26 protein-coding genes and 2 pseudogenes are annotated in these 25,995 nt (G+C 72.2%); 9 read left to right on the plus strand and 19 right to left on the minus strand.

Annotated elements, in window-relative coordinates; genetic code table 11:
• Nucleotides 1–55: 55 nt before the first annotated feature.
• From QUE51_RS01480 to QUE51_RS01490, 3 genes and pseudogenes are all read right to left on the minus strand, one after another.
• Nucleotides 56–1,692 (minus strand): annotated as a pseudogene (locus QUE51_RS01480) (S1C family serine protease).
• A 205-nt stretch (nt 1,693–1,897) separates the two neighbouring features.
• Nucleotides 1,898–2,524 (minus strand): hypothetical protein, encoded by a 627-nt coding sequence (locus QUE51_RS01485; protein ID WP_286277859.1) that lies wholly within the window; start codon nt 2,522–2,524, stop codon nt 1,898–1,900.
• 188 nt (nt 2,525–2,712) lie between these two features.
• Nucleotides 2,713–3,252, minus strand: a complete 540-nt coding sequence (locus QUE51_RS01490; RefSeq protein ID WP_286277860.1) for a hypothetical protein — start codon at nt 3,250–3,252, stop codon at nt 2,713–2,715.
• A gap of 71 nt (nt 3,253–3,323) precedes the next feature.
• Here QUE51_RS01490 and QUE51_RS01495 point away from each other — a divergent pair, with 71 nt between their 5' ends.
• The gene (locus tag QUE51_RS01495) at nt 3,324–4,523 is read left to right on the plus strand and encodes an aminotransferase class I/II-fold pyridoxal phosphate-dependent enzyme (RefSeq protein ID WP_286277861.1); all 1,200 of its coding nucleotides are present in this window, start codon (nt 3,324–3,326) and stop codon (nt 4,521–4,523) included.
• 224 nt (nt 4,524–4,747) lie between these two features.
• On the opposite strand, the gene QUE51_RS01500 is transcribed toward QUE51_RS01495, so the two are convergent.
• Together QUE51_RS01500 and QUE51_RS01505 are read right to left on the minus strand one after the other, a co-directional pair.
• Nucleotides 4,748–5,569: a carbon-nitrogen hydrolase family protein gene (locus QUE51_RS01500; protein WP_286277863.1), complete on the minus strand. Its 822-nt coding sequence runs from the start codon at nt 5,567–5,569 to the stop codon at nt 4,748–4,750.
• A 206-nt stretch (nt 5,570–5,775) separates the two neighbouring features.
• Nucleotides 5,776–6,429, minus strand: a complete 654-nt coding sequence (locus QUE51_RS01505; RefSeq protein ID WP_286277864.1) for an FMN-dependent NADH-azoreductase — start codon at nt 6,427–6,429, stop codon at nt 5,776–5,778.
• 84 nt (nt 6,430–6,513) lie between these two features.
• Between QUE51_RS01505 and QUE51_RS01510 the strand changes: the two genes are divergently transcribed.
• The gene (locus tag QUE51_RS01510; RefSeq protein ID WP_286277865.1) at nt 6,514–6,942 is read left to right on the plus strand and encodes a MarR family winged helix-turn-helix transcriptional regulator; all 429 of its coding nucleotides are present in this window, start codon (nt 6,514–6,516) and stop codon (nt 6,940–6,942) included.
• Nucleotides 6,943–7,052: 110 nt separating this feature from the next.
• On the opposite strand, the gene QUE51_RS01515 is transcribed toward QUE51_RS01510, so the two are convergent.
• Genes QUE51_RS01515 through QUE51_RS01525 form a run of 3 tightly spaced genes read right to left on the minus strand, consistent with a single transcriptional unit; the run spans nt 7,053 to nt 9,678 of the window.
• Nucleotides 7,053–7,703 (minus strand): response regulator, encoded by a 651-nt coding sequence (locus tag QUE51_RS01515; RefSeq protein WP_286277866.1) that lies wholly within the window; start codon nt 7,701–7,703, stop codon nt 7,053–7,055.
• Between the two features lie 17 nt (nt 7,704–7,720).
• Nucleotides 7,721–8,311 carry a sensor histidine kinase gene (locus QUE51_RS01520; protein ID WP_286277867.1) on the minus strand — a complete coding sequence of 197 codons (591 nt, stop codon included), beginning with the start codon at nt 8,309–8,311 and terminating at the stop codon, nt 7,721–7,723.
• The gene (locus QUE51_RS01525) at nt 8,218–9,678 is read right to left on the minus strand and encodes a histidine kinase N-terminal 7TM domain-containing protein (RefSeq protein WP_286277868.1); all 1,461 of its coding nucleotides are present in this window, start codon (nt 9,676–9,678) and stop codon (nt 8,218–8,220) included. Before QUE51_RS01525 ends, QUE51_RS01520 begins: the two co-directional genes overlap by 94 nt.
• A 156-nt stretch (nt 9,679–9,834) precedes the next feature.
• Here QUE51_RS01525 and QUE51_RS01530 point away from each other — a divergent pair, with 156 nt between their 5' ends.
• The gene (locus QUE51_RS01530) at nt 9,835–10,701 is read left to right on the plus strand and encodes a CPBP family intramembrane glutamic endopeptidase (protein ID WP_286277869.1); all 867 of its coding nucleotides are present in this window, start codon (nt 9,835–9,837) and stop codon (nt 10,699–10,701) included.
• 99 nt (nt 10,702–10,800) lie between these two features.
• Here the strand turns inward: QUE51_RS01530 and QUE51_RS01535 are convergent, their stop codons facing one another.
• From QUE51_RS01535 to QUE51_RS01565, 7 genes are all read right to left on the minus strand, one after another.
• Complete coding sequence (locus QUE51_RS01535; RefSeq protein ID WP_286277870.1) at nt 10,801–12,540, minus strand: ABC transporter ATP-binding protein; 1,740 nt, start codon at nt 12,538–12,540, stop codon at nt 10,801–10,803.
• A complete protein-coding gene (locus QUE51_RS01540; protein WP_286277871.1) occupies nt 12,521–13,363 on the minus strand; it encodes an ATP-binding cassette domain-containing protein in 843 nt (280 codons plus the stop codon). Before QUE51_RS01540 ends, QUE51_RS01535 begins: the two co-directional genes overlap by 20 nt.
• A gap of 29 nt (nt 13,364–13,392) precedes the next feature.
• Nucleotides 13,393–14,304 (minus strand): ABC transporter transmembrane domain-containing protein, encoded by a 912-nt coding sequence (locus QUE51_RS01545; protein WP_286277872.1) that lies wholly within the window; start codon nt 14,302–14,304, stop codon nt 13,393–13,395.
• Nucleotides 14,305–14,454: 150 nt separating this feature from the next.
• Nucleotides 14,455–15,318, minus strand: a complete 864-nt coding sequence (locus QUE51_RS01550) for an Fpg/Nei family DNA glycosylase (RefSeq protein WP_286277873.1) — start codon at nt 15,316–15,318, stop codon at nt 14,455–14,457.
• Between the two features lie 122 nt (nt 15,319–15,440).
• Complete coding sequence (locus QUE51_RS01555; protein ID WP_286277874.1) at nt 15,441–16,808, minus strand: FAD-binding oxidoreductase; 1,368 nt, start codon at nt 16,806–16,808, stop codon at nt 15,441–15,443.
• Nucleotides 16,809–16,886: 78 nt separating this feature from the next.
• Nucleotides 16,887–17,204 carry a thioredoxin family protein gene (locus QUE51_RS01560; protein WP_350226701.1) on the minus strand — a complete coding sequence of 106 codons (318 nt, stop codon included), beginning with the start codon at nt 17,202–17,204 and terminating at the stop codon, nt 16,887–16,889.
• The gene (locus QUE51_RS01565; RefSeq protein ID WP_286277875.1) at nt 17,201–17,623 is read right to left on the minus strand and encodes a MerR family DNA-binding transcriptional regulator; all 423 of its coding nucleotides are present in this window, start codon (nt 17,621–17,623) and stop codon (nt 17,201–17,203) included. Before QUE51_RS01565 ends, QUE51_RS01560 begins: the two co-directional genes overlap by 4 nt.
• Nucleotides 17,624–17,736: 113 nt before the next feature.
• Here QUE51_RS01565 and QUE51_RS01570 point away from each other — a divergent pair, with 113 nt between their 5' ends.
• The 5 genes from QUE51_RS01570 (at nt 17,737) to sigJ (ending at nt 21,944) form a co-directional block, all read left to right on the plus strand.
• On the plus strand, nt 17,737–18,225 hold the full coding sequence (locus QUE51_RS01570; protein ID WP_286277877.1) for a histidine kinase: 489 nt from the start codon (nt 17,737–17,739) through the stop codon (nt 18,223–18,225).
• A 74-nt stretch (nt 18,226–18,299) separates the two neighbouring features.
• Nucleotides 18,300–19,145 carry a DUF4097 family beta strand repeat-containing protein gene (locus QUE51_RS01575; RefSeq protein WP_286277878.1) on the plus strand — a complete coding sequence of 282 codons (846 nt, stop codon included), beginning with the start codon at nt 18,300–18,302 and terminating at the stop codon, nt 19,143–19,145.
• 30 nt (nt 19,146–19,175) lie between these two features.
• On the plus strand, nt 19,176–20,138 hold the full coding sequence (locus QUE51_RS01580) for an ATP-binding cassette domain-containing protein (protein ID WP_286277879.1): 963 nt from the start codon (nt 19,176–19,178) through the stop codon (nt 20,136–20,138).
• Entirely contained in the window at nt 20,135–20,971 is an 837-nt protein-coding gene (locus tag QUE51_RS01585; protein WP_286277880.1) for an ABC transporter permease, read from the plus strand. Before QUE51_RS01580 ends, QUE51_RS01585 begins: the two co-directional genes overlap by 4 nt.
• Before the next feature lie 88 nt (nt 20,972–21,059).
• On the plus strand, nt 21,060–21,944 hold the full coding sequence (sigJ, locus tag QUE51_RS01590) for an RNA polymerase sigma factor SigJ (RefSeq protein WP_286277881.1): 885 nt from the start codon (nt 21,060–21,062) through the stop codon (nt 21,942–21,944).
• Between the two features lie 22 nt (nt 21,945–21,966).
• Here sigJ and QUE51_RS01595 read toward each other — a convergent pair whose 3' ends face one another.
• On the minus strand, nt 21,967–22,707 hold the full coding sequence (locus QUE51_RS01595) for an SDR family oxidoreductase (protein ID WP_286277882.1): 741 nt from the start codon (nt 22,705–22,707) through the stop codon (nt 21,967–21,969).
• Complete coding sequence (locus tag QUE51_RS01600; protein WP_286277885.1) at nt 22,704–23,156, minus strand: hypothetical protein; 453 nt, start codon at nt 23,154–23,156, stop codon at nt 22,704–22,706. Before QUE51_RS01600 ends, QUE51_RS01595 begins: the two co-directional genes overlap by 4 nt.
• Before the next feature lie 107 nt (nt 23,157–23,263).
• Here QUE51_RS01600 and QUE51_RS01605 point away from each other — a divergent pair, with 107 nt between their 5' ends.
• Nucleotides 23,264–24,049, plus strand: a complete 786-nt coding sequence (locus tag QUE51_RS01605) for an IclR family transcriptional regulator (protein ID WP_286277887.1) — start codon at nt 23,264–23,266, stop codon at nt 24,047–24,049.
• A gap of 323 nt (nt 24,050–24,372) precedes the next feature.
• Here QUE51_RS01605 and QUE51_RS01615 read toward each other — a convergent pair.
• Nucleotides 24,373–25,341: pseudogene (locus QUE51_RS01615) on the minus strand (acetyl-CoA C-acyltransferase); the annotation flags it as partial.
• On the minus strand, nt 25,338–25,994 hold the full coding sequence (locus tag QUE51_RS01620) for a CoA transferase subunit B (protein WP_286277889.1): 657 nt from the start codon (nt 25,992–25,994) through the stop codon (nt 25,338–25,340). The pseudogene QUE51_RS01615 and the gene QUE51_RS01620, both read right to left, overlap by 4 nt.
• Between the last annotated feature and the right edge of the window lies 1 nt (nt 25,995).

A 25,995-nucleotide genomic window follows, 5' to 3' on the forward strand; every position in this document is an offset into this window, starting at 1 on the left:
GCGGCGGCCGGCGCGAGAGAATCGCACTGGCCGCCGCTGACGGGGTCGCGAGAGATCAGAGCTTCAGCGTCCCGAGGGTCACCGTGGCGGTCTCGGTCTTGCCGTTGCGGACGTAGGTCAGCTCCGCCTTGGCACCCGCGGCGAGGTAGCGGACCTGGGCCGTGAGGTCGGTCTGCGAGGTGACCGGCTTGCCGTTGAACCCGGTGATGATGTCGCCCTTCTGCAGGCCCGCCGTCGCGGCCGCACCACCCGCGGAGACGCTGTCGATGTAGGCGCCGGCGACATCTGCGTTCGCGTCCTGGGCGGTCGAGTCGGCGACCGTCGCGCCGAGGAGCCCGTGCGTCGCGGCGCCGTTGTCGATGATCTCGGCGGCGACGCGCTTGGCGAGGTTCGCCGGGATGGCGAAGCCCACGCCGATGCTTCCGCTCTGACCGCCCGAGCTCGACCCGGCGCTGGCGATGGCCACGTTGACGCCGATCAGCTCGCCGCTCGCGTTGAGCAGGGCGCCACCCGAGTTGCCGGGGTTGATCGCGGCGTCGGTCTGAATCACCGGGAGCGCGATGCTGCTCGAGGCGCCCGTCGTGCTCGGCTGCTGGCCGGGGAGGTCGAAGTTCCAGAAGTCGAACGGCCCCTGGGAGCCGTCCCCGCCCTGGTCGCCCTGGTCGCTGGTGTCGTCACCGGACCGGTCCGGCACCGCGGAGGACGCGACGGTGATGCTGCGGTTGAGGGCGCTGACGATGCCGTCGGTGACCGTGCCGCTGAGGCCGAGGGGGCGCCGATGGCGACCGCCGAGTCGCCGACGTTGAGCTTGTCGGAGTCCGCGAAGGTCATCGGGGTCATGCCGCTCGCGCCGGTCAGCTTGATGACCGCGAGGTCGACGATCGGGTCCGTGCCGACGACGGTGGCGTCGTAGATGTGCCCGTCGTGGGTCGTGACCTGCACCTTCGCATCCGCGGTGGCGCCGTCCAGCGTGACGACGTGCGTGTTCGTCAGGACGTAGCCGTCGGCGCTCAGCACGATGCCCGAGCCGGTGCCGGCGGAGTCGCTGCCGCTCACCGAGATCGTGACCACCGAGGGCGATGCCTTGGCGGCGACGGCGGTGACCGTGGTCGCATCCGTGGTCCGGTTGACGGTGACGTTCGGAGCGGTGGCCGACGAGGTCGTGACGTTGTCGCTGTCGCCGCTGCTCGCGAGAGCGTAGATGCCGGCTCCGGTGCCACCGCCGATGAGCGCGCCCACGGCGAGCGCTCCGATCACGGGGAGCACGATGCCGCGGCGCCGAGCCGGCCGGTCAGCGGTGGTCGTCGTGGTGGTGCTGGTGCCGTTCGTCGCGGCGGGGCCGAAGGAGGATCCGTCACCCGTCGAGGGCGCGGCGTACGCAGCAGTCGGCGCGGTCGGCGCCGGGTACGCGGCGGTCGGACCCGTCGGCGCGGGGTACGCGGCGGTCGGCGCGGTCGGCGTGGTCGGCGTGGTCGGCGTGGTCGCGTAGCTGGGCGCGACGCCGGGGGCCTGGGGCGGCTGCTGCTCGGCGGGGCTGGCGGCGCCGGTCGGAGAGGTGACGGGCGTCTCCGGCGCTGCGGCGGACGGCTGGGGGATGCGCTCGGTGGCGCCTTCGGTGGTGCGCGCGTCCGTGGTGGGGACCTCGCGCTGGTCACCCTGCTGACCCTCGGGGGCCTGCGGGTTCTCTGTCATGGTGGTGCTCCTCTCAGTGCACTCAGCTTGGCTCGCCTCGCTGGACGAACCACTAACCGCTACTGAGGAGGGTCGAAGGAAATCCTATGAAAGGGCTATCGAACCTCAGCGGCGCACTGATGCAGGTGCTGGGTTCAGCATGTCAGGGCTGGTCCGCATTCCCCTGAGACAGGATCCGCGCCACATTGCCAGGTCGCGCTCGGTGTCAGCAGCCCGGACCGCTGGTCGCCGTGCAGTCTCCGGTCACCAGCATCGTGGTCGCCGTGACGACCACCACCGGGAACGGTGCCCCGGTGACATCGAGGGTGCCGCTGACCGCGGTCCAGTCGGGTCCGAGGAACCGGTACTCGGCGCCGTAGGTGGTGGTCAGCGTCGCGCTGACCGTTCCCCGCTCCCGGTAGACATGGCTGGTCGGCGTCGGCGACAGCTCGTCGAGCCCGAGCTCCGACCACGGCGCTCCCGCCTCGACGGTCGTGCGGGTCTCCCCGTCGCCGTAGCTCCACGTGTAGGAGAGGGGTGTGAACCGCACCTCCGCGCGCTCCCCCAGCAGCTCCCCCGGCACCACCTCCTGCTCGGCGCCCGCGACGAAGTTCGCCGGCGTGCCGACGATCGCCCATCCGTTCGGCTCTGCCGTCAGCACAGGAGGAGTCGGCCGGAAGCTCTCCAGGTCCGCCATGGTGAGAACCCGGAACGGAAGGTCCGTTCCGCCGAGCGTCACCGAGATGTCATTGCGGCAGATCAGCTGCGCGGCGACGGCGTCGGTGGAGCCGCAGTCGTTCGCGTTGCGGTACACGAACTCGACGGTGGGGGTGGAGGAGTCGGGGGCCGTCAACCGCCCTTCCTCCCGCCCCTCGGTATCACGCGAATCGGCAGATACCTCGACCGCATCGTCGTGAACTGAGGCACTCGTTGAAGGACAGTGTCCTGTGCGCAGCTCAAAATCCGAACAAGGAGGCTCTTCAGCCATATGCCCAGCGACCAGGAGCGGTAGAAGGATCACCGCTGGGCCGAGCCACGTCGCTAGCACTGATCGGCCCACACGCTTCGCTTGGAAATCTTGAGCACGTCCGCGTCAAATCCGGCCGTGACCAAGAAGAGCACTCGAGGGTCCCGATCGGGAGAAACCAGCGAGCGTCCGCTGCTGTCCACAACGTCTACTTCGGAAACGTCGACGCACACATAGGCGGTCACTGCGTTCAGTCGGTCAGTGGAGTCAACACGCTGGATCTGAACCGACTCGACTCGAGTCGCTCCATCCGCGCGAGCTCCTGCCTCCGTGTACTGCTCGGCAGCGCGCAACCCTTCCTCGAGCGCAGACCCCATGGCCACCGCCTCGTAACGCTCTGGAGCTTTCCCGCCGTCGTGAGCGACGGCGTCTGCCGTCTCCTCATACCGGCTGTAAGCGTCCTCGACCGCGGCTCTCGCTGCTTCTTCGTCCGCGAAGGGTATCGAAGCTGTGACCCGCGGCGAGCTTTGGGCTGGCGCCGGTTGAGCACACGCGGTCAGCATCCCCAAGGCAACGAGGAGCACCGCCGCTGTCCTCAGCCGTCGCCCGGGCATGGCAACAAGGTAAGGCACGGGGCGTAACCTGCGACCCCCTCTCCACAGCGTGCGCTGTAGCGTTTCCTTTCGTGGCTGTGCAGGGATCGTGGCGGCGTGCGGCGCACGGGGCGCTGCTCCTCGGTCCGGATGGCTCGGCCGGGACGACGATCTTCGCCGAGATGACGGCGCTCGCCGACCAATCCGGCGCGATCAACCTCGGACAGGGGTTCCCCGACTACGACGGCCCCGACGAGGTGCTCGAAGCGGCGCGCGCGGCGATCGCGTCCGGGCTCAACCAGTACCCGCCCGGCATGGGCATGCCGGTGCTGCGCGAGGCGATCGCCGAGCACCAGCAGCGCTTCTACGGGCTGGAGTTCGACCCGCTGACCGAGGTCCTCGTCACGGCGGGCGCCACCGAGGCGCTCGCGTCGACCATCCTCGCCCTGGTCGAGGACGGCGACGAGGTGCTCACCTTCGAGCCCTTCTACGACGCGTACGGGGCGGTCATCGAGCTTGCCAACGCGGCGCATCGGACGGTGCCGCTGCGGGGCGAGGGCTTCCAGCCCGATCCCGACGAGCTGCGGGCGGCCGTGACCGACCGGACCCGGCTCATCCTGGTCAACGATCCGCACAACCCAACCGGGACCGTGCTGACGCCGGAGATCCGCGCCCTGCTCGTGGAGCTGGCCCACCAGCACGACGCCATCCTCGTGACCGACGAGGTGTACGAGCACCTGGTCTACGACGGTGAGCGCCACGTGCCGCTCGCGAGCCTGCCGGGAGCACGGGAGCGGACGGTCAGCATCTCCTCGGGCGGCAAGACGTTCAGCACGACGGGCTGGAAGATCGGCTGGATCACCGCGCCCGCGGAGATCGTGCGCGCGATCGTCGCCGTGAAGCAGTTCCTGACGTTCGTGAACGGAGGGCCGTTCCAGCCGGCGATCGCCGCGGGGCTCCGCCTTCCGGACTCCTTCTTCACGGGCCTGGTCGCCGACATGCAGCGGAAGCGCGACCTGCTGGCCAGCGGACTGCAGGCGGCCGGGTTCTCGCTCACGCTGCCCGCGGCCGGCTACTTCATCGTCGCGGACGCGTCGGCTCTCGGATACGAGGACGGCGCCGCGTTCTGCCGTCGCCTCCCCCAGCTCGCCGGAGTCGCCGGCGTCCCGATCTCCGCCTTCTGCCACGCCGACATGGCGGGCCAGTACCGGTCGCTGGTGCGGTTCGCGTTCTGCAAGCGCCTCGACGTCCTCGAGCGAGCTGCGGCCCAGCTCGCCGGGCTCCGGGCGTAGGCCGGCGAGCCGTCCAGGTGAGGGCGGCCCCTGCGCCCGACTGCTCTCGCTCAGCAGGCACCTTCCTACTTCAGCAGGCCCGACCGGGCCGATCCAGCCTGCTGGACGCGGATGCCACCTGCTGAGCGACGGTGGACCAGCCCTTCAGCAGGACATTGTGCAGTCAGCACGACGACACACGCCCGTCCTCCCACCTAGCGCAGGAAGTGATGCTGGGTGACTCGTCAGCCGCCGGGCTGGAGGGGCTCCACGCGGAAGCGGCGGAGGGACAGCGCGGGATTCTTGGCGCGCACGTCGGCGAGGCGCTGGCGGGAGATCCAGGCGACCGCCACATCCGTCGCCTCGCCGATCTCGACCATGTGCACGCCCATCGGCCCGACGATGAGGCTGTTGCCGACCCCGATCGGGGGCGCGTGGTCGGCGGCCGCCACGTAGATGGTGTTCTCGATCGCGCGGGCGGTGACCAGGGTCCGCCAGTGGTGCTCCTTGAGCGGGCCGCGCACCCACTCGGCGGGCACCAGCACGAGCTCCGCGCCCGCATCGACGAGCCTGCGGGTGACCTCCGGGAAGCGGATGTCGTAGCAGGTCTGCATCCCGACCTTGATGCCGCCCACCTCGAAGATGTCCGGATCCTCGATGTCGCCGGGGACCACCCAGTCGCTCTCCCTCTGGCCGAAGGCGTCGTAGAGGTGCAGCTTGCGATAGGTGGCCAGGATCCCGCCGCCGTTGACCGCCACCAGGGTGTTGGAGAAGCGGGGGCCCTTGCCGATCTGCTCGACCATGCCGGCGACGAGGGTCGCCTGAAGGCGCCCCGCAAGCTGGATGAGAGAGGACACGAAGCGCCCGTCGAGCGGCTGCGCGTTCACGGCGAAGCTGCCGTCCATCGGGTCCGAGAAGTACGAGGAGTACTCGGGCAGCACGATGAGGGACGCCCCGCGCTGCGCCGCGAGGTGGGCGAGACCGGTGATCCGGGCAAGGTTCTCGACGGCGTCGCGGCCGGGCGCGAACTGCGCCACCGCCACGCCGAGCTGCGCGTCCGCACTCATGCGGTCAGCCTAGCCGGGCGGCTCTCCGGCTCGCCTGGCCGCCCTCGCCCGCCGCGCCTCAACCGCATCACTTCGGACTGACCGCAACCGGAGACCGATGCGGTCAGTCCGAAGTGATGCGGGAGCAGCTCGACGGTCGACTGCAACCGTGCGGACGTGTCGCAACCGTGCACCGTTGCGACACGTCCGTCCGGATGCGACACGCCTCAGAAGGCGGCCGCCAGGGCCGCGCGGCCGAACGAGCGGGCCGCCTGCCGGGCCTCGGCGTGCGCACGGCGGCGGCCCTCGGCGGCGTCCGCAGTCGCGAGGTTCGGCCGGAAGGCGACCGACGTGATGTCCTCGATGCCCGCCCAGCGCAGCCAGTCCTCGAAGTAGGGCTGCTGGAAGTCGCTTCCGAACGACGCCGGACGGCCGGGACCGTACACCGCACTCGTGTAGACGACGGCCGCGCTCTTGCCCTCGAGCAGGCCCGTGTAGCCGGCGTCCGGGTCGAAGCCGAACACCATGCCGGGCTGGCTCACCACGTCGATGAACTGCTTGAGGATGTACGGGACGCCGGCGTTCCACATCGGGACGCTGAACAGGTAGAGGTCCGCGGCGGCGAAGCGCTCGAACGCGAGCCGGGCCCGGTGCCACGCGGTCTCCTGCGGGCCGACGGGATTCTCGCCGGCGAAGATCCGCATCTTGGCCCCGGCGCCGTCCGGCCCGAAGGACGGAAGCGTCCCGTCCCAGAGATCCCAGGTCTCGATGGCGACCTCGGGACGGGCGGTTCGAAAGGAGTCGAGGAACTCGGCGGCCAAAGCCAAGGACTCCGATGCTTCGCCACGGGGCGAGGCGGAGATGTGCAACAGGGTGGTCATGTCTTCCTCCTGAGGAAGGTCGGTTTGTGTGCGTACGCACGCTACTAGTTGTGTGCGTCTGCACGCAAGTGTTAGATTCACCCCATGACCTCCACGGATGCGGAACGGGCCTGGGGCGCCCTCCTGCGGGTGCACGCCCGCCTCGTGCCGACCCTCGACCGCGCGCTTCAAGCCGGGGCAGGCCTCTCCCTCGCCTGGTACGACGTGCTGCTCGAGCTCTCCTCAGCCGGCGGACGGCTGCGGATGAGCGAGCTCGGCGAACGGGTCGTCCTCAGTCGCACCCGGGTCAGCCGGATCGTCGACGAGCTGGCCGCCGCAGGCCTCGTCGTCCGGGAGGCGAATCCGGACGATGGCCGCTCCTCCTTCGCGCTGCTGACCGAGGAGGGACGCCGTCGGTTCCGGGACGCCGCACGCGTCTACCGTGCCGGCATCGCGCGCGAGATCGGCGGCCGCCTGGATCCGAGCGCCCAGCGCGCGCTCGCCGAGACTCTGGAGCGCCTGCTCGACGACTGACCGGGCCGATGCGTCGCATCCGGGCGGACATGTCGCATCGGTGCGCCGTTGCGACACGTCCGCATGGTTGCGACACGCCCGCTCGGCAGAGGCGGCCGCCGGCCGCGCGTTCAGTCGCCGAGTCCCGCCTGGCGGGCTCGGATCGTCGCCTGCACCCGGTCGGCGACCTGCAGCTTGGCGAAGATGCTGGTCAGGTGGTTCTTCACGGTCTTCGAGCTGAGGAACAGCGTCTGGGCGATCTCGGTGTTCGTGCGGCCGTCGGCGAGGAGATCGAGGATCTCGCGCTCCCGCTGGGTCAGGTCGGGGAACGGCTTCGCGTCCGGCTGCGGCGGGGCGGTGAGGAAGCGGCGGATGCGGCTCGCGACGCCGGCGCCGTACGCCGCCTCACCTCGAGCCACAGAGCGCACGGCCGCGAGGAACTGGGCGCCGCCCGTCCCCTTGAGCACATACCCGCGCGCACCGGCGCGGAGGGCGGCGAAGACCGACGCGTCGTCGTCGCTCATCGTGAGGACCAGGACGCCGAGCTCAGGGCGCTGATCGATGAGCCTCCGGGTCGCGTCGAGGCCGGAGAGCCCGGGCATCACGAGGTCCATCACGACGACGTCGGGGTCGAGCTCGAGGGCGAGGGCGATGCCCTCCTCGCCGTTCGACGCCTCCCCCACCACGGTGGCGCCACCGAGATCCTCCAGCAGAGCGCGGAGGCCGTGCCGGAGCAGCGGGTGGTCGTCCACCAGCACCACCCGCAGCGGTTCCTCGTCCATCCACTCCTCCGGCGACGTCACAGCGGAAGCTCCGCCTCGACCATGGTGCCGCCTTCGGCGCGTGGACGCCGCACCAGCTCGCCGCCGAGCTCGACCGCGCGCTCGCGCATGCTGCCGCTGCCGACCCCCTCGCGGATCTCCTCGGGCAGGCCCCGTCCGTCGTCGGCCACCTGCAGGCGCAGTCGGTCTCCCCGGGCCGAGGCGGTGATCACCACCTCGCGCGCCTGAGCATGCTTCAGCGCGTTGGTGAGGGCCTCCTGCACGATCCGATAGGCCGCGACCTCGACCGCGGCGGACAGTCCGGGCAGCGGGCCATCGGGCGTCCGCACGCTGATGTCCGGTCCCCGCTCCGGCCCCAGGGCCAGATCCTCGAGCGCGCCCACGAGGCCCAGCTCATCCAGGGCCGCCGGGCGCAGGTCGTGCACCATGCGCCGGACGTCTGCGACGAGAGACTGGGTGAGATCGCGGACGCCGGCGACCGACGGGGCCAGCTCCGGGGGTGCCTTCGCCGCGATCACGTCGAGCCGGAGGCCGATGGCCGCGAGTCCTGGGCCCAGGCCGTCGTGCAGCTCCCGGCGGAGGAAGCGGCGCTCCTCCTCCCGGGCCACGACGAGGCGCGCCCGGGACTGCTGCACCTCGCGCGACAGCCGGCCGGCCGCGAGCGCGACCGAGAGGTGCCGGCCCACCTCGTGCAGGACGGCGAGGTCCGCGTCCGAGAACCGTTCCCCCGGCGACCGGTGCGCGGCTGTGAGCTCCCCTCGGTCCGTCCGCCCGAGCGCAGCGGGATCCGGATCGCCTCCGGTCCAGGCTCGCCGACGGCGGACACGACGACTCCGTCGGCGTCGGCGATCGCCACCGCGGGCAGCCGCAGTGCCCGAGCAAGGGTCTCGGCGGCACCATCCAGCAGCCCGCCGGCGTCCGCGGACGCCTCGAGGCGGCGACCGAGCGTCGACAGGGCGGCAGCAGGATCGCCGCGGGAACCGAACAGGAGGCGGGCCGCGGCGCGCTGCAGCAGGTCCCGCAGCGGGGCGAAGGCGACCGCGACGACCGCCGTGCCGATCAGGGGGACGACCACGCCGCCCTCGGTGCCGAGCAGGGTGTGGAAGGTGGCCACCACCCCGAGGTAGATCGCCAGGAGGATCGCGGTCACCAGGGCGTAGACGACCGTGCGCCGCAGGTACACCTCCACGTCGAAGAGGCGGTACCGGAAGATCGAGACGGCGACGCCGATGGGCAGCAGGGGCAGCGCGACCGCCATGAGAGTGGTGCCGACGGGCGAGTAGGACGGCAGCAGCCCGTCGGCGACCAGCGCGGCCGCGAGGAGGACGGCCGCCGTGAGCACGGGGAGCAGCTGTCGCCGGACGAGGGGGTCGGGCCGACGGAGCCGTGCGGCCAGCGCCCACACCCCGGCGACCGCGATGACGATGATGAGCACCGTGAACGCCGGCGCCATGACCGTGTCGGTCGGGACGAAGCCCACGGGGTTGGGGGTCTCCCGGCCCCACACCCACACCACGTCGCGGAACATGAGCAGCACGAGATCGACCGCGATCGCCACCGCGATGAGCACCCCGACCGGACGCCAGCGCGGGGAGGGCAGCCGGCCGTCGGGCACGAGCAGCGGGAGGAAGAGGAGTGGGCCGAGGCCGGCGAAGAAGATCCAGTTCGAGACCCAGCCGGCCAGCTCGGCACCCGGCCAGGCCTCCTGCTCGCCCAGCGCGGCATAGCCTCCCGTCAGCGCCTGCAGCGCGAGGCCGGCGCCTCCGATGCAGAACAGCCAGCCGACGCGGTGCCGGGGCCGCCGGGCGACGATGAGGGCTCCTACCGCGGGATAGGTGACCCCCACGACCGCGTCGACGACAAGGTAGCCGATCTCGGGCACCCGAGCGGCGACCGCCAGGGCGGAGCCGACGAGGACCGCGAGGAGGGCTCCTGCGGGGATCGCCCAGGGCCAGCGCGACACGGCAGGGTGCATGCGTTCATCCTCTCCACTCCCATCCCCGCACCGGAATAGGACCCGGGTCCCGATCCGCATGGGACCCTCGGCCGCCGAGAATCTTCGCGCGGATCAGGACCGGAACAGGACCCGGGCCTCAGGCGTCCGGACCGCCGTCCGCGCTGGACTGGGGCAATGACCACCACACTTCCCACCCCCGTCTCAGCCCGCCTCTCCACCCGGCAGCAGGTCGCCGTCTTCGGCATCTCGCTCGCCGCCCTCGTCCTGCCCGCCGTCGCCTACGCCGTCTCCCAGGGCGTCGACCTCGCCCACATCGACCGGGCGCCGGTCGGCGCTCAGGTCGCCCTGTTCGGCCAGGCGTTCGCCCCGGCTCTCGCCGCGCTCGTCACGTGGGCCGCCTCGGGCCGCCCGCCCGCCTGGGGATTCCGCAGGACGCCGTGGCGGACCCTGCCCGCGGCCTGGCTGATCGGACTCCTCGGCACCCTGCTCGCCTACGCCGTTGCCTGGGCCACCGGGATCGCCGGCTTCAGCGCCGACCGGCTCGGCGCGATGCTCGGCGTGCCGGCGCCCGTCGCCGCACTGGTCGGGCTCCTTCCCGGCCTGGCGCCGTACATCCTGCTGGCCCTCGGCGAGCAGCTCGGCTGGAGCTCGTTATTGGTCGCCCGACTCGCCGAGACGCGGTCCCCCGACCGGACCGCGCTGATCTACGGACCGGTCTGGGCCGCCTTCCACGTCCCGATGATGCTGTTCCTCCCCGGCGGAATCGCCGTGGGGGTTCCCGCAGCGTGGGCGATCCTGATGTTCGCTATCCAGTGCATGGCGCTGGCCTTCCCCCTCGTGTGGCTGCGAGTGCGCACCGGAAGCATCTGGCCCGTCCTGGTGCTGCACGCGGCCCTCAACGCCTCGCTCTACTTCGTCGCCCAGCCTGCGACGGTGCTCGGCCCGGACAGCGGCTGGTTCCTCGGGGAGGGCGGGCTGCTCACCGCGGGCGGTGTCGTCGCCGCGGTTCTCGCCACGATTCCGCTCTGGCGGAAGCGCTGAGCAACGCGTCGCATCCGTGCGGACGTGTCGCAGCGGTGCGCCGTTGCGACACGTCCGCTTCGTTGCGACACGCGCGGCCGCCCACGCCGTCTCGCGGAGTCAGGACTCGCTGTTCCAGGCGCGCCACAGCTGCGCGTACTCGCCGCCGCGGGCCAGAAGCTCGTCGTGGCCGCCGATCTCGGTGACGCGGCCGTCGTGCATGACCGCGATGCGGTCCGCGTCGTGGGCGGTGTGCAGGCGGTGCGCGATCGCGACGACCGTGCGCCCCTCGAGCAGCACCGACATCGCGTGCTCCAGCGCGCGGGCGGCACCCGGCTCGAGCAGAGACGTGGCCTCGTCGAGCACCAGGGTCTCCGGGTCCAGGAGGATCAGGCGGGCAAGGGCCAGCTGCTGGGACTGCGCCGGAGTCAGGAGGTGCGCGCCGGATCCGATGCCCGTGTCGAGGCCCTCCGCGAGCGACCGGACCCATCCGTCGGCGCCGACGACGGCGAGCGCCTCCATCAGGGTGTCGTCGTCGGCCGAGGGATGCGCGAGCCGCAGGTTCTCGGCGATGCTCCCGACGAACACGTGGTGCTCCTGCGTCACGAGCGCCACGTGGGTCCGCAGGTCGCGGACGGAGAGGTCGACGAGCGGCACGTCGCCGAGGTCGACCCGTCCTGCGCGGGGTGCCTCGATGCCGCTCACGAGTCGCGCCAAGGTCGACTTCCCTGACCCGGTCGAGCCGACGATCGCGAGCCGCTCGCCCCGCCGGAGCTCGAGGTCGATGCCGTGCAGGACGTCGACGCCGTCTTTGTACGAGTAGCGGACCCCCTCCGCCCGGATGGTCGCGCCGGCGGGGGCTTCGACCGGCTCCCCGGGAGCGGACACCGCTGCGCCGACCCCGATCATCCTCGCGAGGGCCGCCGCGCTCACCTGGAGGCTGTTCAGCCAGGCCATCAGCTCGCCGATGGGGCCGACGAGCTGGGCTGCGAGGAGCGCGACCGTCGTGACCTGGCCCACCCCGGCGAGGCCCTGGGACGCGAGGAAGGCGCCCCACCCGATCACGACGACGATGGGCAGCACCATGGACAGCTGGGCGGTCGGGAAGAAGAAGTTGCGCAGCCGCAGCGTGTAGAGATCCGAGGCGACCCGAGCGTCGAGCGCGTCATCGAGCTCGCGGTCGCGCTGCTCCTCCAGGCTCAGCGCCTCGATGGTCCGGATGCCCTCTGCCGTCTCGCTGATGACGCCGCTGAGGCGCCCGATGGTCGCGAGCTGCCGCTGGAAGCCCGCCGCCGAGCGCCGGAGGTACGTGCGGGACGCGAGCACGAGCACGGGCACGCCGAGGAACACCGCGACGGTCACGAGCGGGTTCACGACGAGGGCGGCGATGGTCGCGACGACGATCGTGATGGCCACGATGAGGATGCGCGGGATCCCGTAGCGCACCGTCATCGCGAGGCTCTCGACGTCGTTGGTGGTGCGGGACAGCAGGTCGCCGCTGCTCGTGCTCTCCACGGCGGCGAGCGGGAGGCGCATGAGGTCCCGCACCAGGTCCTCGCGCAGGCTCGCGATGATCTGCTCTCCCAGCACGACCGCCTGCCTCTGCGCGAAGCGGGTCAGGAGCGCCTGCGCCAGGGCGGCCGCGATGAGCGCACTCGTGGCACCGGTGAGCACCGAGAGGTCGGCGGAGCCCGCCGCGATCTCGCCCACCATCCAGCCGATGACGACAGGCGGCACGAGCGCGACGCCCGCGGCCAGGGCGTGCAGAAGGAGGACCACCGCGAACGCGCCCCGGTGCAGGCGGAGGAGCCGCAGCGTCGCCTGGCGCACCTGGAACCGGTCAGCGACGGGAAGCAGCATCCTGCGCCTCCTCTCCGCGCAGGACGAGGCCCCGGTAGCGCCGGCCCAGCTCGTCCGTCCGGCCGAGGAGCTCCTCGTGCCGTCCCTCGGCGACGACTCGGCCGTCGAGGACGAGCGCGACCGAGGAGGCGTGGCGCAGGAGCAGCGGGCTGCTCGTCACCACCACGGTCGTGCGATCCCGCCGGGCCTCGGCGAGCCGCTCGCCGATGAGCTGCTCGGTCCTCGCGTCGACGGCGCTCGTGGGCTCGACGAGCACCAGGATCTCCGCCTCGGTGAGCAGCGCGCGGGCGAGGCTCAGCCGCTGCCGCTCTCCGCCGGAGAAGGACCGGCCGCGCTCGTCGACGATGTCGTCCCAGCCGGCCGGACGCGCGTCGAGGATGTCGCCGGCGGAGGCGGTCTCGACCGCAGCGCCGGCGGCGCGCAGCGCCTCGTCCCGGTCGCCGTTGCGCGCGGGCCGCATGGTGAGCCCGTCGAGGAGGGGGCCGCTGAAGAGCTGAGGGGTCGCCCCGGACACGACGATGCGCCGGCGGACCTCGGCCAGCGGGACCGTCGAGTGGTCCACCCCGCCCCAGAGCACCGTCCCTCCGGAGCCGTCGTCGTCGTAGCGGCCCAGCCGGTCGGCGAGCGCGGCGCTCTCGTCCGGATGCTCGGCGAGCACCGCGGTGAGGCGGCCGGCACGCACTGTGAGCCCGCTGGCCTCGTCGTGCAGGTCGGCACCGGGCGGGGGCGCGGGCGCCGTGCCGTCGTCCCGGACCAGGGGCTGCACGCGCAGCACGCCCAGGATCCGCCGCGCGCCCACGAGGCCGCCGGTGAGCGTGGCCACCGCCTCGACGCCGGTCGAGATGGGCAGGATCAGGAAGGCGGAGTAGCCGTAGGCCGTGACGAGCTCCCCGCCGTCCAGTCGCCGCCGAGGACAAGGCGCGCGCCGGTGCCGACGACGAGGGCGATGGTGATGCTCGGCAGCAGCACCTGCGCCCCGAAGAGCCAGGACTGCACGCCGGCGATGCGCACCCCTGCCCAGCGGACGGTCTGCGACTGCGAGCGGTAGCGGGCGACGAACTCGTCCTCGCCGCCGATGCCGCGGAGGATCCGGAGGCCGGCCGCCGCGTCCCCGCCGATGGCGGACAGCATGCCGAGCTTGCCGCGCTGCTCCGCCTGGGTCCGCTCGAGCGGGCGCACCAGGAGGGCCAGCACGGCGCAGGAGACCGGAACGCCGATCAGCGCGATGAGGCCGAGCGCGGTCGCGGACGTGAAGAGCAGCGCCGTCACGAGGAGCCACGCCACGACGGCGCCCACGAGCCGCGGGATCACGTCGAAGACGCGCCCGACCCGGACGGCGTCACTCGTCGAGGTGACCACGAGCTCGCCCGAGCTGCGCTCGCGCGTGGCTGCCCGGCCCGTTGCGGTGATCCTGCGGCCGACGAGGCGGGCGAGGGATGCCGTGGTGCGCAGGTAGTTCGAGTACGACGAGCGGTAGTTGAAGGTCCCGAAGAGCGACTGCGCGACGGCCAGCCCGGCAAGGGCCAGCAGCGGCGGGAACAGCTCAGGCCGGAACCCCTCGGTGGCGCTCTGCACCGCGGCGCCGAGCAGGAGCGGCCAGAGCGCCTGGCACAGCACCCAGCCCATGCCGAGGAGGATGCTGACGACGATTGGTCCGGTCTGGAGCCGGGCCGCCCACAGGATCAGCCCCAACGGGGAGGAGGTCGGCGGGGTCGGCTCAGGCGCTCCCCGGCGCGCGCCGAAGGTGAGCCACGGTGACGTCATCGAAGAGTCGCCACGGTGCGCCGAACGGCCACGTCAGCCTCCCTCCCCTCCTGACTAGCACACCGGGAGGCGGGCATCGACCCCTGGCGGGAACCGGAGTGGGATCGATACCAGTCGGCTGCCCGCGAGCCGTCGCGAGGGCGAGCTGAGCTACTTGAGGAGGCGGGAGAGGACGCGGTCGGCCAGCGGCTTGCCGCCGGTCTGGCAGGTCGGGCAGTACTGGAGCGTGGAGTCGGCGAAGATCACCTCGCGGACGGTGTCGCCGCACACCGGGCAGGCCTCCCCCGTCCGGCCGTGCACGCGGAGGCCGGACTTCTTCTCCTTCTTGAGCTCGGACGCGGCGACGCCGTCGGCGCGCGCCACCGCCTCGCGGAGCGTCGTCTGCATGGCCTCGAACAGCCGGGCCGTCTCCTCGGGCGTGAAGGACGCCGGCTTGAAGGGCGACATGTGGGCCGCGTGCAGGATCTCGTCCGAGTAGGCGTTGCCGATGCCGGCGATCAGCGACTGGTTGCGCAGCACGCCCTTGATCTGGGCCCGCCCCTGACCGGCCAGGATGCCCGCGAGCGTCGCCTCGGTGAAGCCGGGAGCCAGCGGGTCGGGGCCGAGCCGGGCGATCCCGGGCACCGTGGCCGGGTCGGTGACGACGTAGATCGCGAGGCTCTTCTTGGTCCCCGCCTCGGTGATGTCGATTCCCGATCCGTCGTCGAGCACCAGCCTGGCGGCCAGCGGACCCTTGTTGGGCCGCCCCGACGGCACGGGCGCGGACTCCCGCCAGCGGATCCAGCCGGCCCGTGCCAGGTGCATGACGAGGTGGATGCCGGCATCCGTGGCGATGTCGAGGAACTTGCCATGGCGGCTGACCCCCGTGACGACGTGCCCGCTGAGGGCCGACGCCGGAGGGTCGAACGTCTTGAGGACGGCGAAGGACACGACGTCGAGCCGGTCGATGGTGCGGCCGGTGAGGCGCGCGCCGAGATCCGCCGCGAGCGCATGGACCTCAGGGAGTTCGGGCATGGCACCAGTCTCGGCGAGTCGGGGGACGTCCGTCCACGGGTCGGCGGGCCGATTCGACGCATCCGGGCCGGATCGGCGGCCCGGAATGCCCGATTCGACGCGTCTGGGCGGCGAGCAGGGGGTCAGCCGAGCGCGGTCGCCGACATAGCGCCCTCGGCGGGCACGATGTTGTGGTTCCGGGCGAAGAGGTTGTCCGGGTCGTAGACACGCTTCACCTGCCGCAGGCGCGCGAGCGTCTGCGGCGGGAAGATCCGGGCGAGGACGTCCGCCGAGGCATGTGCGGAGAAGTTGCTGTACGCGCCGGTGGTGTGCGCGTCGAGGACTGCGAAGCGCCGGCGGACCGCCGCCTCCCCGTCCGCACCCGCGTCCGGGCCGAGGAAGGCCGCGAGGATCATCAGCACCTCGCTGCCCCGATGGGCGAATGCCGTCTCCTCGGCCGGCACCCGGTTGAGCGCGCCGCGCAGGTACCGCAGCATCAGCACGGCGGCCCCTGCGCCTGCATGCGCCTCGACGAGGGTGTCGATCGTCGCGTCGTCGAAGTCGTCGGTGAAGCCGTTGTAGTCGACCACCGTGATCGGCCCCTCCGGCGGGTGGGGATCGTCGAGGATGTCGGCGTACGCCCGGGGCGCCACCTCGTCGGCGAGCAGTCCGGGGAGGGCACGCAGCGGAGCGATCGCCTCGTCCGCCTCCTCCTCGGCACCGGCCCAGCAGACGAAGACGAGCAGGGCGGGCGGGGCGTCGCCGAACGCGGGCATCGCGAGGATCGTGCTGTTGAGGTCGATCGGCGCCTGCCGCATGGCGTCGCGCCAGCCGCGCAGGAGGCCGGGGAGGTCGTCGAGGCCGAAGGTGAGCGTGCCGAACACGACGCCATTCACGGAATGCGCCTGGAAGGTGAAGCTCGTGACGACGCCGAAGTTGCCGCCGCCGCCGCGCAGGGCCCAGAAGAGGTCGGGGTTCTCGGCCGCGCTCGCGGTCACGATCCGGCCGTCCGCGAGCACCACCTCGGCGGAGCGCAGGCTGTCGAGCGCGAGCCCGTACTGGCGGACCATCCAGCCGATGCCGCCGCCCAGCGTGAGTCCACCCACCCCGACGCTGCGGGTGTCGCCCGAGGTGAGGGCGAGGCCGGACGTGGCGAGGGCCTCTGCCACGGCACCCCAGGTCGCGCCGCCGCCGATGCGGACCACTCCCTCCTCGCCGACGTCCACCGTGGCGAGCAGGCCGAGGTCGATGACCATCCCGCCCGGATTGGCGAACGACGCCGCGCCATGGCCGCCGCTGCGCACCGAGACCGGCAGGTCGACGGTCGCGGCGAAGCGCACCGCCTCTGCGACCTCCGCAGCCGTCGCGGGACGCACGAGCACTGCGGGCTCTCCCGCCATGGCGTACGCGGGCCGCAGCTCCTCGAAGGCGTCGTCGCCGGGCTCCAGCACGGGCCCACTCAGCCTCCTTCGCAGCTCGTCGGCAGGCCTCTCCCGGACGTCGTCGCTCACGCGCATTCCTCTCTCTCCGCGCGACTCGTCGCGCGATGTGGACACGGTACACATCGCCCCCGACGGGCGCGAGAGGCCTCAGACCAGAAAGTCGGCCAGCGCCGCCTCGAGCACCGGCTGAGGCTTCGCCCCCACGAGCGTCTTCACGAGCCGCCCTTCCCGGAACACCTTGAGCGTCGGGAGAGAGAGCGCCCCGTACCGGGCCACCGACTCCGGGTTGTCGTCCGCATCGATCTTGACGACGGTCAGCCGGTCAGGATGCGCGTCCGCAATGCGCTGGAGCACGGGCTCGAGCGCCCGGCACGGCGGGCACCAGGCAGCCCAGAAGTCGACCACCACGGTTCCGGTCATCCGCAGGACCTCGGCGTCGAAGCTCTGGTCCGTCACCGCCTTCACGACTGCGCCGCCGCCGCCGCGACCGACTCCGACATCTCATCGCCCGCCGAGAACTCGCACAGGGCGGGCCGCGCCGTCGCCTCCTCCAGCAGGGCCGCGAGCGCCGCGCGCCGGGCGTTCAGGACGGCCACGCGCTCGTCGAGCTCGGCGATGGCGGCGCGGTAGGCGCGGATCGAGTCGGGGCAGTCGTCGGCGCGCTCGTTGCCGGCCACCAGGCAGTCGAGGAACGGCCGCGTCCGGTCCACCCGGATGCCCAGGCTCGAGAGGGCGTGCACCTCGCGCGCCAGCCGCACATCCACGGCCCCGTAGTCCCGGTACCCGTTGGGCAGTCGCTCCGCCCGGAGCAGTCCGACCGACTCGTAGTACCTCAGCGCCTTGACGCTCACGCCGGCCTCGCGGGCCAGCTCCCCGATCCTCATGCGGCCACGCTAGAGCCTGCCCCCAAGGGCAGGGTCAAGCGGCGCCCGCGCCGGAATCAGGCCTGACACCATTCGTGCTTGACGTGACACCACAGTGGTGTCATAGTGATGCCATGGAACTCGGACAGTACGTCACCGACCTCCAGCGTCAGCTGGTGGAGGCCGCGGAGAACGCCAGCGAGGAGACCCGCGCGGCCGCCGAGCGGCTCGCCGCCGGGCTCGACGCCGCGACCCGGCTCGTGCTGCTCGACGCGCTGTCCGCCGCGGCAGGCGAGATCACGCGCGACCTGGCGCCCGGATCGGTCGACCTCCGCCTCCGCGGCCGGGATGTCGAGTTCGTGGTCAGCGCTCCGAGCACCGAGTCGGAGGCGGACGAGCGAACCGTCCCGATCGCGGAGCTCGACGACGCGAGCACCTCCCGCACCACGCTGCGCCTGCCTGACGCCCTGAAGGCGCGAGTGGACGATGCCGCCGCGGCGGACGGCCTCTCGGTCAACACCTGGCTGGTCCGCGCCGTGGCGGCAGCCCTCGAACCCAAGCAGAGACGATCCGCCCAGCGCACCCTGCGCACGGGCGACAGCTTCGCCGGCTGGGCCCGCTAGCCCCGCCGCTCCCCCACCAGCTCCGCGAACCCGCGGGGCCGATTCCCCACGCCCTCAGAAAGGGAGGCGCCAGCATGCCCACCTACCCCACCCCCGCCCCGATCGACCTGGCCATCAACCTCCCGGTCGGCGCGATCGAGGTGATCGCGAGCGACCGCACCGACACGGTCGTGACCGTATCCCCCACCAATCCGGACAAGCCGGCCGACGTGCGCGGCGCGGAGGAGACGAAGGTCGCCTTCGACGGCCAGCGGCTCACCATCACCGGTCCCCGGCCCCGCGTCAGCTGGATCGGCCCCAACGAGTCGGTCGACCTGAGGATCGAGCTGCCGAGCGGCTCGCGCCTCACCGCCGAGAGCTCGGGCGGGTGGGTGCACACCGCCGGGCGCCTCGGCGCCACACGGGTCAAGGCCATGGGCGGGCCCATCGAGCTCGACACCACGGGCGATCTGTGGGCACGGGCAGGGAACGGCAACCTGACCCTGGGCGCGGCCGACGGCGCCGTCGAGGTGACGGCGGATCACGGCCAGATCCGCATCGGGTCGGTCTCGGGCGACGCGACGCTGAAGGCGTCGCACGGCAACGTCACCGTCGGCGAGGCCGGAGGAGACCTGGAGGCCAAGCTCTCCTACGGCGACCTCGAGATCGAGCGGGCCCTGGCATCGGTCACGGCCAAGACCGCGTACGGCAGCATCCGCGTGACCGAGGTGACGGCAGGCTCGGTCCAGCTCGAGAGCGGCTACGGCCAGATCAGCATCGGCGTGCGCGAGGGGATCCCCGCATGGCTCGACCTCTCCTCCAAGGCCGGGCGCGTGCGCAACGAGCTCGACGGCGGCGGCGTGCCGGGTCCGTCCGAGCGCACCGTCGCCGTGCGCGCTCGCACCCAGTACGGCGACATCTCCATTCGGCGCGCGCAATAGCCCGCCGGCGACACGAAGGGAAAGACGGCAATGACGACTCCAGCGATCGACGTCCGCGGGCTCCGCAAGTCCTACGGCGACAAGGTCGTGCTCGACGGCGTGGACCTCAGCGTCCGGGCGGGCACGGTCACCGCGCTGCTCGGCCCGAACGGCGCGGGCAAGACGACCACGGTGCACATCCTCTCGACCCTCCTGCGGCCGGACGGCGGCACGGCGTCGGTGAACGGGTCCGACGTCGTGCGGGACCCCGACGGCGCCCGCGCGTCGATCGGCCTCACCGGTCAGTTCTCCGCGGTCGACGGCCTGCTCACGGGCGAGGAGAACCTCCTGCTCATGGCCCGCCTGCGCCACCTGGGCGCCAAGCGGGCGAAGATCCGCACCGCGGAGCTGCTCGAGCAGTTCGAGCTGACCGACGCGGCGCGCAAGCCGCTGGCCACCTACTCCGGCGGGATGAAGCGCCGCCTGGACCTCGCGATGACCCTGGTCTCGACGCCGAGCGTGATCTTCCTCGACGAGCCGACGACCGGGCTCGACCCGCGCAGCCGGCACACCATGTGGGACATCGTGCGCGGCCTCGTCGCCGACGGCACGACCGTCCTGCTGACTACGCAGCAGCTGGAGGAGGCGGACGAGCTCGCCCACCGCATCGCGGTGCTCGACGGCGGGCGCATCGTCGCCGAGGGCACGCCCGACGAGCTCAAGCGGCTCGTGCCCGGCGGGCACATCCGTGTCCGCTTCGGGAACGCGCCGGCGTTGGACGCCGCCGCTCGGCTGCTGGACGGCAGCGACGCCGACGAGGCGGGGCTCACCCTCACCGTCCCGAGCGACGGCGGGGTCGGCGCGCTGCGCACGGTGCTCGACCGTCTCGATGCCGCACACCTCGAGGTCGACGACCTCAGCATCCACACCCCGGACCTCGACGACGTCTTCTTCGCCCTTACCGGCAAGAAGGAGCGGTCGAGCCGGATCGACACGAAGGGAACCGAGTCATGACCACCCTCACAGCGGAGCACCCGGCGGCAACGCCCTCGTCACGGCAGTCGCACGTCCTCGCCGACGCGGTCACGATGCTCCGCCGCAACCTCCTGCACATCGTCCGCTACCCGGGACTCACGATCTTCGTGATCGGCGGTCCCGTGGTCTTCCTCCTGCTGTTCGTGTTCGTCCTCGGCGGCACGCTCGGCGCCGGCCTCCCCGGGGTGGACCCCGCCGCGGGCCGGGAGGCGTACCTCGCGTACGTGATGCCCGGCATCCTGGCGGTCACGATCGCCGGGACCGGCGGCGGCGCCGCGACGACGGTCTCGATGGACATGACGGAGGGCATCACCGCTCGCTTCCGCACGATGGCGATCTCGCGGGCGGCCGTCCTGGCCGGGCACGTGCTGGGCAACACCCTGCAGGCGATCCTCGCGGTCGTCATCGTGCTCGGGGTGGGCCTGCTGGTCGGATTCCGGCCCTCCGCGGGCCCCGGCGAATGGCTGGCGGCCTTCGGGATCGTCGCCCTGATCTCCTTCGCGGTGAGCTGGATCTCCGTGGCGCTCGGCATGAATGCGAAGTCCGTCGAGACCGCGAGCAACCTGCCGACGCTGCTCGTCCTGCTGCCCTTCCTCGGCAGCGGGTTCGTGCCGACCGGCTCGATGCCGCAGTGGATGCAGTGGTTCGCCGAGTACCAGCCGTTCACGCCCGTCGTCGAGACCCTGCGCGGGCTGCTGCTCGGCACCCCGCTCGGCTGGAGCCCGGCGCTCGCGATCGGCTGGAGCGTCGTGATCACCGTCGTCGGCTACGCCTGGTCCCTGGCGATCTACGAGCGGAAGTCCATCCGCTGATCGAGCGACTTGCCGAAAAGTCCCGCTATTCAGGCCGAATAGCGGGACTTTTTGGCAAGTCGGCCTGCCCGTCTGGTTGGTTGGAGTCGTGGAATCCGTGTCCGATGTCGCTTTCGCCGAGCGGCGCGCCCTTGTAGGCCTCGCCTACCGGATCCTCGGGACCGTCCAGGATGCCGAGGACGCAGCGCAGGAGACTCTGGCGAGGTGGTCGCAGCTCTCCGACGCGCAGCGTGCGGCCATCGAGTCTCCTCGCGCCTGGCTGCTTCGGGTGGCCGGCCGGGTCGCCCTCAACATGGCCACCTCGGCGCGGGCGCGGCGCGAGGAGTACGTGGGCGAGTGGCTGCCCGAGCCGGCGAACGCCTCCTGGCTCCTCGGCACGCCGTCCGAGGACCCTGCTGATCGGGCCGCGCAGAGCGAGGCGGTGAGCATGGCCCTCCTCGTCGTCCTCCAGTCCCTCTCCCCCGCCGAGCGGGTCGCTTTCGTGCTGCACGACGTCTTCGCGGTGCCGTTCCGGGAGATCGCGGATGTCCTCTCCCGCAGCGAGGAGGCGAGCAGGCAGCTCGCGACGTCCGCACGACGACGCGTGCGGGAGCGCCAGGCCGGCGAAGTGGATGCGGGGACGCACGGAAAGGTCCTCGCCGCGTTCCTGCGGGCGGCCGAGACCGGCGATCTCGGCGCCCTGATCGCCGTCCTGAGCCCAGGCGTGGAGCTGCGATCCGACGGCGGCGGCCGGGTGAGCGCGGCGCTCCGGCCAGTGCAGGGCAGCGATCGCGTCGCCCGCTTCGTGCTCGGGGTGACGGCGAAGAACCCCGATGGACGGGTGAGCATCGAGCCGGTGGGCGGCGTCCCGGCTGCGGTGATCCGGGTGGGGACGGCCCCGCTGGCGGTCGTCACCCTGTCCGTCGTGGCGGGTGTGGTCGAGCACGTCTGGCTGACCATGAATCCGGACAAGCTGACGACCTGGACCCAGTAGGCCGGCTGACGGCCGACGGCGATCAGTCGCGTGTGCGCCCGGCGAGCCATTCGTCGAAGGAGACCTTCCCCAGTCGAGCGCCGGGCCCGGCGAGCAGCCCGCTCGTCCTCATGATCAGGCGCGGCATCGGGACGCTGAACACGGGTGTGCGCGCACCCGGAGCCCGCTCGCAGCGGCGCACGAGGTCCGCCAGCTGCTCGACGCGCGGGCCGGCGAGGTCGGGGATGCGACCCGAGGGACCGGCGAGCACGGCGTCGGCCAGCGCGGCCCCCACCTCGACCGCCGCGACGGGCTGAATCGTCATCGTGGGCACGACGATCACCGGCCCCAGCCTTCCCCGCGCGCGGAGCTGATCCGCGAACTCGTGGAACTGCGTGGCGCGGAGGATCGTCCAGGGGATCGATCCACCCACCACCGCGCGCTCCTGCGCGACCTTGCCCGCGTAATAGCCGACCTCCGCTCCATCGATCCCGACGATCGAGAGCGCCAGGTGGTGCCCGACGCCCGAGGCGGCCTCGGCCGCAAGAAGATTCTCGGTCGAACGCGTGAAGTACTCGACGGCCTGCTTCGTCCGGAGCGTCTGCACGCTCGCGACGTCGACGACCGCGTCGCAGCCGTCGAGCCTCCCGTCGAGGCCGCTCCCGGTGAGCAGGTCGACCCCCGCTCCCCGGGTGAGCGGCACCACCTCGACGCCCCGCTCGGCGAGCGCGGCGACCACGTGCACGCCCACCGCTCCCGTGGCGCCCGCCACCGCGACCCTCATCGGGACGCCGCCAGGTGCTCGTGCCGGCCTGCGGTCGCATCGGCCGCGGGACGCCGCCTGGCCGGGAGGAGGAGCAGAGCGAAGGCGAGGCAGCCCGCCAGCGCGAGCAGAGTGCCCCACGCATCGATCGGGTCCAGCAGGTCCAGGTGCTGGGCGTGGTATCCGACATGCAGGGCGCCGAAGACGAGCCATGCGCCCCCGAGCACGCGGGAGCCGGACGGGTCCTTGAGGAGGAGCGCGACGATCCCTCCCGCAGCGAGGCCCAGGTAGAGGGCGCCCACGTCCCGGATCAAGTGCTCGTTGTATGGCCCGTCCACCGCGACCCACGCATGCGTGAGCCCCGGGAAGGAGGAGTAGAAGCTGTGCGGCGCGAAGCCGGCCCATCCGCCCGTGAACAGGCCGACGGCCACGGAGAGCAGCAGGATCGCCTGCCGGAGTCGTGTTCCCATACTCCAGAAGACGCCGCAGCTTCCCGGAATGTGAGGCGGGGAACCGATCGATCAGTGCGGACTGTCCGCGAACCAGAAGGGTCAGGTGCGGCTAGGGTCGAGGTCCGATGACCACACCCGCCCCACGGTCCGTGTTCGGGCGGACGCTGTCGCTGCTGACCGCGTTCGCCGGTGCACCTGACGGCGAGCGCACCCTCTCCGAGCTGGCCCGGCTGAGCGGACTTCCGCTCACGACCGCGCATCGACTCTGCGGACAGCTGGAGCGCGAGGGGATGCTCGAGCGCCTGCCGACGGGCGGCTACCGGATCGGCCTCCGGCTCTGGGAGCTCGGGATGCTGGCGCCCCGCTCGCACGGTCTCCGCGAGGTGGCCCTGCCGTTCCTCGAGGACCTCTACGAGGTGACCCACCAGAACGTGCAGCTGATGGTGCTCGACGGCACCGAGGCGGTCATCGTCGAGCGGCTCCGCTCGCGGAACGCCGTCCGGCTCGAGGGCGGGGCCGGGGGCCGGCTGCCGGTGCACGCCACCAGCGGCGGCATCGCGCTCCTGGCCTACAGCGATCCCGCGACCGTCAGCGCCGTCCTCGCCGCACCCATGAAGCGCTACACGGACGCGACCATCCAGTCGGAGCACGAGCTCCGGTCCGCCATGGCGGGGGTGCGTCAGCAGGGCTACCTCGAGCTGCGCGCCCACCTCACGCCAGGGTCGACGTCGATCGCGGCGCCGATCTTCGTCCGGCCGAGAGCGGCGGTGGGAGCGGTCTCGGTCGTCAGCGAGCTGGGCGTCGACACGCACGCCCTGCTCCCCGCCATCCTCACCACCGCCCGCGCGATCGGTCGTGCGCTCGCCACCGACCGCAACGACGCGACGGGCCGCGCCGCGGCACAGCGCTGAGGCGACGCGGGTCGTGCGGACATCCGCACCCCCGCTGCCAGCCGTGTTCTGTCCGCAGGACCCGCGCGAGCCGCAGCGCTAGCCGACGCGCTCGAAGACCGCCGCGAGCCCCTGGCCGCCGCCGATGCACATGGTCTCGAGCACCCAGTGGGCGTCGAGGTCCTGCGCCTCGCTCGCGAGCGTCGCGAGCATCCGGACGCCGGTCGCCGCGAGCGGGTGGCCGATCGAGATGCCGCCGCCGCGCGGGTTGAGGCGGGGTCCTCGTCCTCGATGCCCCACTCGTCGAGGCACGCGAGCATCTGCACCGCGAAGGCCTCGTTGAGCTCGATGAGGTCGAGGTCCTTGAACGTCAGGCCCGCACGCTGCAGGGCGCGGTTCGCGGCCGGGACCGGCCCGATGCCGAACCGGTTGGGCTCCACGCCCGCGACCGCCCACTTCTCGAGCCGGAGCATCGGCGTGAGGCCGAGCTCAGCCGCACGCTCCGGCGTCGTCACGATGCAGGCCGCGGCAGCGTCGTTCTGGCCGCTCGCGTTGCCGGCCGTGACCGTGGCCTCCGGGTCCTTCTTCGCGAGCGGCGCGCGCAGGGCGGCGAGCGCTTCGAGGGTCGTGTCGCGGCGCGGGTGCTCGTCGCGGTCGACGAGCGTGGGACCCTTGCGCCCGGGCACCTCGACCGGGACGATCTCGCGGTCGAACAGGCCCGCGTCCTGCGCGGCGACCGCGCGTTGGTGCGAGCGCAGGGCGTAGGCGTCCTGGCGTTCGCGCGTGATCCCGTACTCCTTGCGCAGCACCTCCGCCGATCCGATGTTGCCGTCCGGCAGCGGGTGGAAGCGCCCTCCGGCGCGCTCGCGACCGCGGGTCAGCGCGTCCTGGAACACGAGCGGACCGGACAGACCGCGGCGGCCCTGCTCGGAGTAGTACGGAGCGTTGCTCATCGACTCGACGCCGGCGGCGAGCACGACGTCGGAGACGCCGGTCTGCACCTGCATCGCGGCGTTCACGACGGCCTGCAGCCCTGACCCGCAGCGGCGGTCGAGCTGGTAGCCGGTCGCGGTGATCGGCAGTCCCGCGTCCAGCGCCGCGACGCGGCCGATCGGCGGAGCCTCCATCGTCGAGTAGCACTGGCCGAAGAGCACGTCGTCGACCGCGTCGCCGGGCAGCCCGGTGCGCTCGAGAAGGGCCTTGAGGATGTGCGTGGCGAGGTCGAGGGCCGACAGCGGCGCGAGCACGCCGCTGAAGCGGCCGACCGGGGTGCGCAGGGGCGAGCAGACGACGGCTTCGCGGAGCTCGGTCACGAGGCCACCGCCGTCAGGGAGTCGGCGACCCGGAAGGCGCAGCCGGTGAGCTCGCGGACGCCGTCGACGGTCTCGCCGGGCGCGAGCTCGATGAGCTCGAGGCCGTCCTCGGTCACGTCGAAGACCGCCCGGTCGGTGATGATCCGGTTGACGCACGCCTTGCCGGTGAGCGGCAGGGCGCACTCCGTCAGGATCTTGTGCTCGCCGCTCTTGGCGACGTGCTCCATGACGACGATGACGCGCTGGGCGCCCGCGACGAGGTCCATGGCGCCGCCCATGCCCTTGATGAGCTTGCCCGGGATCGCCCAGTTGGCGATGTCCCCGCGCTCGGACACCTGCATAGCGCCGAGCACCGCGACCTCGATGCGCCCGCCGCGGATCATGCCGAAGCTCGCCGCCGAGTCGAAGTAGGAGGCGCCGGGGAGGACGGTCACCGTCTCCTTGCCCGCGTTGATGAGCTTCGGGTCCTCCTCGCCCTCCCAGGGGTAGGGCCCCACTCCGAGGATGCCGTTCTCGCTGTGCAGGACGATCGTCTTGCCCTCGGGCAGGTAGTTGGGGATGAGGGTCGGCAGGCCGATCCCGAGGTTCACGTAGGAGCCGTCCTCCAGCTCCAGGGCGGCGCGCGCCGCCATCTCGTCTCGCGTGAGTGGCATG

Source organism: Naasia aerilata (assembly GCF_030296595.1).
GTDB classification, from domain to species: Bacteria; Actinomycetota; Actinomycetes; order Actinomycetales; family Microbacteriaceae; genus Naasia; species Naasia aerilata.